At 59.9% G+C, this 6,411-nt stretch carries 6 protein-coding genes and 2 pseudogenes; 4 read left to right on the top strand and 4 right to left on the bottom strand.

The features are described 5' to 3' along the window. Positions 1 to 109: 109 nt before the first annotated feature. From E3N85_RS00555 to E3N85_RS00545, 3 genes are all read left to right on the top strand, one after another. A complete protein-coding gene (locus E3N85_RS00555) occupies positions 110 to 751 on the top strand; it encodes an RNA polymerase sigma factor (protein WP_370288921.1) in 642 nt (213 codons plus the stop codon). Positions 752 to 879: 128 nt separating this feature from the next. Continuing rightward, entirely contained in the window at positions 880 to 1,293 is a 414-nt protein-coding gene (locus E3N85_RS00550; RefSeq protein ID WP_134458335.1) for a hypothetical protein, read from the top strand. 15 nt (positions 1,294 to 1,308) lie between these two features. Further along, complete coding sequence (locus E3N85_RS00545; protein ID WP_134458333.1) at positions 1,309 to 1,497, top strand: hypothetical protein; 189 nt, start codon at positions 1,309 to 1,311, stop codon at positions 1,495 to 1,497. A gap of 230 nt (positions 1,498 to 1,727) precedes the next feature. Here the strand turns inward: E3N85_RS00545 and E3N85_RS00540 are convergent. After that, positions 1,728 to 2,147 (bottom strand): annotated as a pseudogene (locus E3N85_RS00540) (recombinase family protein); the annotation flags it as partial. A gap of 62 nt (positions 2,148 to 2,209) precedes the next feature. On the opposite strand from E3N85_RS00540, the pseudogene E3N85_RS17055 reads away from it, so the two are divergent. Next, positions 2,210 to 3,040, top strand: a pseudogene (locus E3N85_RS17055) (Tn3 family transposase); the annotation flags it as partial. A 274-nt stretch (positions 3,041 to 3,314) separates the two neighbouring features. Here the strand turns inward: E3N85_RS17055 and E3N85_RS00530 are convergent. Genes E3N85_RS00530 through coxB form a run of 3 tightly spaced genes read right to left on the bottom strand, consistent with a single transcriptional unit; the run spans position 3,315 to position 6,362 of the window. Next, positions 3,315 to 3,737 (bottom strand): cytochrome c oxidase subunit 4, encoded by a 423-nt coding sequence (locus tag E3N85_RS00530; protein ID WP_134458329.1) that lies wholly within the window; start codon positions 3,735 to 3,737, stop codon positions 3,315 to 3,317. Next, complete coding sequence (gene ctaD, locus E3N85_RS00525; RefSeq protein WP_134458327.1) at positions 3,738 to 5,468, bottom strand: cytochrome c oxidase subunit I; 1,731 nt, start codon at positions 5,466 to 5,468, stop codon at positions 3,738 to 3,740. Positions 5,469 to 5,471: 3 nt separating this feature from the next. Further along, a complete protein-coding gene (gene coxB / locus E3N85_RS00520; RefSeq protein WP_134458325.1) occupies positions 5,472 to 6,362 on the bottom strand; it encodes a cytochrome c oxidase subunit II in 891 nt (296 codons plus the stop codon). Positions 6,363 to 6,411: the final 49 nt, after the last annotated feature.

Genomic DNA, 6,411 nt, shown 5'->3' with positions numbered 1-6,411 from the left:
TACCTTCAGTCCGCGCCGAGAACGCGGCACAATAGAACACACAACAAGTGGCTCAGTTTTCACCGTCGATAGTGGCTCAATTTTCAACCGTCGTCGACACGCGGATTGGATGGAACCAATGCTTCCATGCCGGACATTGTTGAGTATGGACACCTTTGATCTCCTAGCCACAGACTCCGCACTGTGGTTGCACGTCCGCGGCGGGAATGGACGCGCGTTTGGTGTCCTGTTTGACCGCCACCGGGATCGGGTTTTCGGTCACAGCCTTCGGCTGGTTCGCACACAGGCGGAGGCTGAGGATGTTACTGCGATGGTGTTCCTCGAAGCTTGGCGTTGCAGAACACGAGTTCGGTTCGTTGATGAGTCCATCCTCGGGTGGCTTCTAGTAACCACTAACAACGTGGCGCGGAATCAACTTCGGTCCGGTCTCCGACACCAGCGACTTCTCCGAAGGCTTCCACCGCCGGATTCTGTGCCTGACCACAGTGAGGCGGTGCTGGACGCGATCGACCTTGGCTCCACAGGGAACACGGTTCAGCGCGCCTTTGCGCATCTGAACTCTCGGGACCAACAGATACTGCTGCTGTGTGTCCTAGAAGACCTGTCGATGACGGACGTCAGTCAGCTTCTTCGAATACCTTCGGGCACCGTCAAATCCCGACTATTTCGCGCAAAGCAACACCTCGCTGTCTTCCTCAACGAGTACAACCCGATCCAACCATCCCCATCAGTTGTGGGAGAAAACACATGATGAATAGCGCGCCGACGGAACCGCACTTCACTGCGAACCGCAGTGCGGCGATCCGAGCCCTCCTCGTGAACATTGCCGAACCAGGAACTCCAGAGAATCTGAGACTTCGTCGTGCTCGACGCGTTCGGATGGTAGTCCCCGCAGTCATTGGAACCCTCGTATTGACTGCCGGTGCCATCGTGGCCGTCCAAGCGCAGGTGACGAGAACCGATCACATCAATTGCTTCGCTAGAGCGGAACTCAACCTCTGGGGCGAATTCCCGGGTGCTCGGGTGACCAGCCTCGAGGGCACCATCGGCGACAGCGACGGGGGTCCGGTGTCAATCAACGACGCCCTGGCCGCGTGCTCAGACCTCTGGGCCCAGCATGCCCTGGACGCAAGTATCGAGGGTGGGGTTCGTTCAGATCCCGTTGACCGATCATTTTCCTACCCTGTCCCCGACCCGCTCACGGTCTGTGTCATGTCCGATGGAATGGCCGCCGTGATTCCCGGCTCGTCCGACGTCTGCGGTCGCCTCGGCCTGGCGGAACGAGCCAACTAGGAACAAACAAATGCCGTGACCGAAACTACCCAAGACGACGTGTTTCTTGGCGGCGGCCACATCAGCCTAGATTTACATGCATTTGGGGGCCAGAAGCCGGGTATTAGTCTTAAGTTTTATGCAGCGCTGGCCATGTGGGCGTCCTTGACATCGCTGTCGATGGGCCGCTTGGTCTTCAGGGCCAGCCTGGCGAAGTGGGGCTGACGCCGGGACGGTGTTGGCATCGATGAGTGGCCGGAGGCGCGTTCACTGTGACTTGGTGCCCTCGGTCACGATCCTTGTTTTGCAAGGGGTCCGGTCCACGATTGGCCTCCCGTGACCGGAGCGTGGCGGTATCCGGTGAAGAGGAGCTCGACAGTCTCGGGTCGGCCTGCTAACGCCGATCGAAAATAGGACCAATAGTGTTTCGGTCGGCGTTATTAACACGCCTGGAATTACGGCCTTCCATGGGCGGGGATCCACCGGTACAGCGTAGGGATGGAGACGCCCAGGTCACGCGCGACGTCGGGTGGGGTCATACCTGCTTCGAGAAGTTTTATTGCTGATGCGATTTTGCTGTCTGTCATGAGGCGGTTCCGGCCGGGAAGGTGACCTTTGGCCCGGGCAGCGGCAAGGCCAGCTTGGGTGCGTTCGATCGTGAGTTCTCGCTCCATTTGCGCGAGCGAGGCCATGATGTTGAAGAAGAACCGGCCGGCCGGCATCGTGGTGTCGATCTGGTCCGTCAGAGAACGGAAGCCGACTCCGTCGGTGTGGAGTTGTTCGGTGACGTCGATGAGGTTATACACGGTGCGGCCGAGCCGGTCAAGTTTCCAGACGACGAAGGTATCGCCTGAGTGCACCTGCTCGAATTTTCTGTGGTCGTGTCGCGCCTGTCGGTGGGGTTCTTGTTTTCCTCCGTTTTCGAGAAGGAGCATTCATGCCGCGTCGTCTAGTTCTGACCGTGATCGAACGGGGGGAATTACTGGCTCTGCCGGTCGATGCGCTGGAGCGTGTGCAGCACTACACGTTGAGCGATTCCGACCTCGCGATTATCCGGCAACGCCGGGGCGAGGAGAACCGGTTGGGATTTGCAGTTCAGGTCTGTTACCTCCGATTCCCCGGCGGCGCCCTCGGAGTGGACGAGATCCCCGAGGCTGTCCTAATGGAACTGCTCGTCAAACAGCTCGGCATTCGAACTGAAAGCTGGGATAAGTACGACAAGCGACCACAGAGCAGGGTCGAGCACGTCGCCGAGCTGCAAACCCGGCTGGGGCTGCGAACCTTCGCTCTGTCTGATGACCGCCGTTGGGCCCTGACCTTGGCCGAACTCGCCCAACGCACCGACCGCGGTGCCGCCTCCGACAGCTATCCGACCCTGAAGCCACTGATCGGCGCCAGCATCAACACCAAAATCATCCACGCCCACTGGGACGATATTTTGCGCCTCACCACCTCGATCAAGATCGACACCGTCACCGCGTCGCTGATGCTCCGGAAGCTGGGCAGCTACCCACGGCAGAACGGGCTGGCTAGAGCCCTTCGGGAGCTCGGCCGACTCGAACGCACACTCTTTACTCTCGACTGGATACAGAACCCCAAGCTCCGCCGACGCGTGCAAGCCGGCCTGACCAAAGGGAAAGCACGAACTGCGCTCGCCCGCGCCGTGTTCTTCAACCGACTCGGCGAACTCCGCGACCCTTTCTACGACAACCAACGCTACCGCGCGTCAGGGCTGAACCTACTCACCGCCGCGATCACCCTCTGGAACAATCCCCCGCCAACCCAACGCCGGAAAACTCCGTCCCCTGCGCCGACCCCGAAACCCTCAGCATGTTATTTATTCCGTTTCGTGAGCTGCCCCCTTCTACCGGCCGTCAGCGGGGAATTCCGCGGCCGCCTATGGGCAGCTTCTCATGCCCTCCGACACTCGACGACCACGCCTGTCCCAGGCGCCGCGGCCGCAATCAGCTGGGCACTGCTGACAGGTTGAACAACAATACCGACCTCCCTAGAAGGAGATCGGTATTGGACATGCCGCGCGCTCAGCGAGCGAACAGGCCCCGGTAGTACTCGTAGACCCAGCCGGTGAGGGCAATGAGGCCGAGTCCCAGTCCGATGAAGCAGATCCAGATGCCCACGGCCAGACCGAGGAAGAGCAGCGCTGCTGATGCGGCCAGAAAGATCGGCCACCAGCTCCACGGGCTGAAGAACCCCATCTCGGGATCGCCATCGTCAATGTTGCCATCGAGGCGATCTTCTGGGAGCTCACCGCCCTGTGCGGCGTGCACCCTACCGAGGTAGAAGGCAACGAATGCCATGAGCACGGTGGTCAGACCGAGCATGAAGGTACCCGCCCATTCGACCCTGCCGTGGCTCGTATCCAGCAGGCTCCACGCGACGTACACGACGGTGATAAATGCAAAGAATACGGTCAGAACCCAGAGCAGCCTTGCATTGGTCTTCATTTACTTAACCTGATTCGAGTCGATGTCGTAAACCGCCGCGTCGGGAGCATCCTTACCCGGGCCGATGCCGACAGGCAAGCCGGCTTCGGGGTGGTTGAGGTCGAAGGCCGGACGCTCCGAGCGGATTCGCGGAATGGACGTGAAGTTGTGGCGCGGCGGCGGGCAGGACGTTGCCCACTCGAGCGAGGAGCCATAACCCCACGGGTCATTGACCGTGACCTGTGGTGCCTTGCGCGCGGTGATGTAGACGTTGAGGAAGAACGGGATCATCGACACGGCGAGAACCATGGCACCGATGGTGGACACCTGGTTCATCCAGGTGAAACCATCGTCGGGCGAGTATGTCGCGTAGCGACGAGGCATACCCATCACGCCGAGCCAGTGCTGGATCAAGAAGGTCGTGTGGAAGCCGATGAACAGCAACCAGAAGTGCCACTTACCGAGGCTCTCATTGAGCATCTTGCCGGTCCACTTGGGCCACCAGAAGTAGAACCCGCTGAACATCGCGAAGACGACGGTACCGAACACCACGTAGTGGAAGTGCGCTACGACGAAATAGGTGTCCGACACGTGAAAGTCGAGCGGCGGTGACGCCAGGATGACACCGGTTAGTCCACCGAACGTGAACGTGACGAGGAAACCGATGGCCCAGATCATGGGTGTCTCGAAGGTGATGGACCCACGCCACATGGTGCCGATCCAGTTGAAGATCTTGACCCCGGTCGGCACTGCGATGAGCATGGTCATGAGGGAGAAGAACGGCAGGAGCACCGATCCGGTGACGTACATGTGGTGCGCCCAGACCGAGACCGACAGCGCCGCGATGGAAATGGTCGCGTAAATGAGTGTCTTGTACCCGAACATCGGCTTGCGGCTGAACACGGGGAACACCTCGGAGACGATGCCGAAGAACGGCAGCGCGATGATGTACACCTCGGGGTGACCGAAGAACCAGAACAGGTGTTGCCAGAGGATGGCACCACCGTTGGCGGGGTCGTAGATGTGCGAGCCGAAGATGCGGTCGGACGCGGCAGCAAGCATGGCAGCCGCGAGAACCGGGAAAACCATGAGTGCGAGCAGGGACGTGATGAGCGAGTTCCAGGTGAAGATCGGCATCCGCCACATCGTCATGCCCGGAGCGCGCATGGTGATGATGGTCGTGATGAAGTTCACGGAACCGAGAATGGTACCGAATCCGGAAAGTCCGAGGCCGACCATCCAAAGATTTCCGCCGACTCCGGGTGAGAACGTCGTGCTGGCCAGCGGCTGGTAAGCGAACCATCCGAAGGATGCCGCGCCCTGCGGGGTGAGGAATCCGGCGACGGCGATCAGGCTGCCGAAGTTGAAGAACCAGTAGGCGAGGGCGTTGAGCCGCGGGAACGCGACGTCGGGAGCACCGATTTGAAGCGGAACCAGAAAGTTCGCAAAGCCGAAGAACAGCGGCGTGGCGAACATCAGGAGCATGATCGTGCCGTGCATTGTGAAGAGCTGGTTGTACTGCTCCTTGGTCTGCACTACGTCGAGCCCCGGAGCGAACAGCTGGGCACGAATGATCAACGCCATGACTCCGCCGAGGCAGAAGTAGATGAACGAGGTGATCAGGTACATGTACCCGATGACCTTATGGTCGGTGGAGGTGATCCACCGGACGAGTACGTTGCCCTTGCGTTCGGCCGAGTCGGAGACCGGTGCGGCCGGGCGTGACTCAACGGGTGAGATTGTCGTGGTCATGGCTTAGTTGCCCTCCGGTGCCGTCGGGGCACTCGTGCCCGGCTGATTCTGATTGCGGTCAAACTGGTTGTCGAGCTGCCCGACGTTACCCGCGGTGCGCAGAGACTGGATGTATGTCTCATAGTCAGCCTGAGATACGACCTCGACATTGAACAGCATGAGGGAGTGGTATTCCCCGCACAGCTCGGCACACTTGCCCGCGTATGTTCCGATGCGCTGAGGAGTGACCGACATGTAGTTGGTCTTGCCCGGGATGACGTCTTTTTTATAGAGGAAGTCGATGACCCAGAAAGAGTGGATGACGTCGCGAGATTCCAGCGCGATCTCAATCGTCTTGTCGACGGGGAGCACGAGAACAGGAAGTTTGGATTCGATTCGTGAACCGGGGGCGCCGTTGGGGTCGTCCTGGGCCTGGATGCCAGGTGAGAAAACGTCTTCGTTGACATAGTTGAAGTCCCAGGCCCACTGCTTGGCCTGTACCTCAATAGTCACGTCAGGGGTCGCGTATCGACTTTCAATCTCGATCTGGTCGCGCACGGTGAAGGCGAAGAAGCCGACGACGAGGATGAGCGGCACGACCGTGTAGAAGATCTCGATCGGCATGTTGTACCGCAGCTGGACTGGAAGTCCGGTCTGGCCCTTGCGGCGCCGATACACGACGATCGTCCAGATGATGAGGCCCCAAGTGATGAGGCCGACGATGAGGAGCACGATCCAGGAGGTGGTCCACAGTCCGGCGATGCGATCGGTCTGGTTGGTCACCGCCGTTTCGCCCTCGTTTTCAAAACCGGGCAGGAAACCGTGGAGCTGGGCTTGCGTGCATCCGGCCAGTACAACGGCTAACGTTGCTGCGAGCGGAACAGCAGCCCAACGAAGGCGGTGATTATTGCGCACCGGGGACCTTTCGGGAGATTCGAGGACACTTCTCAGGAAGCGTTTTGAT

It is taken from the genome of Cryobacterium sp. Hz9 (genome assembly GCF_004402825.1).
GTDB classification, from domain to species: Bacteria; Actinomycetota; Actinomycetes; order Actinomycetales; family Microbacteriaceae; genus Cryobacterium; species Cryobacterium gelidum.
The sequence above is the reverse complement of the archived record's forward strand: the minus strand, read 5'-3'. Positions and strand labels throughout refer to the sequence as shown.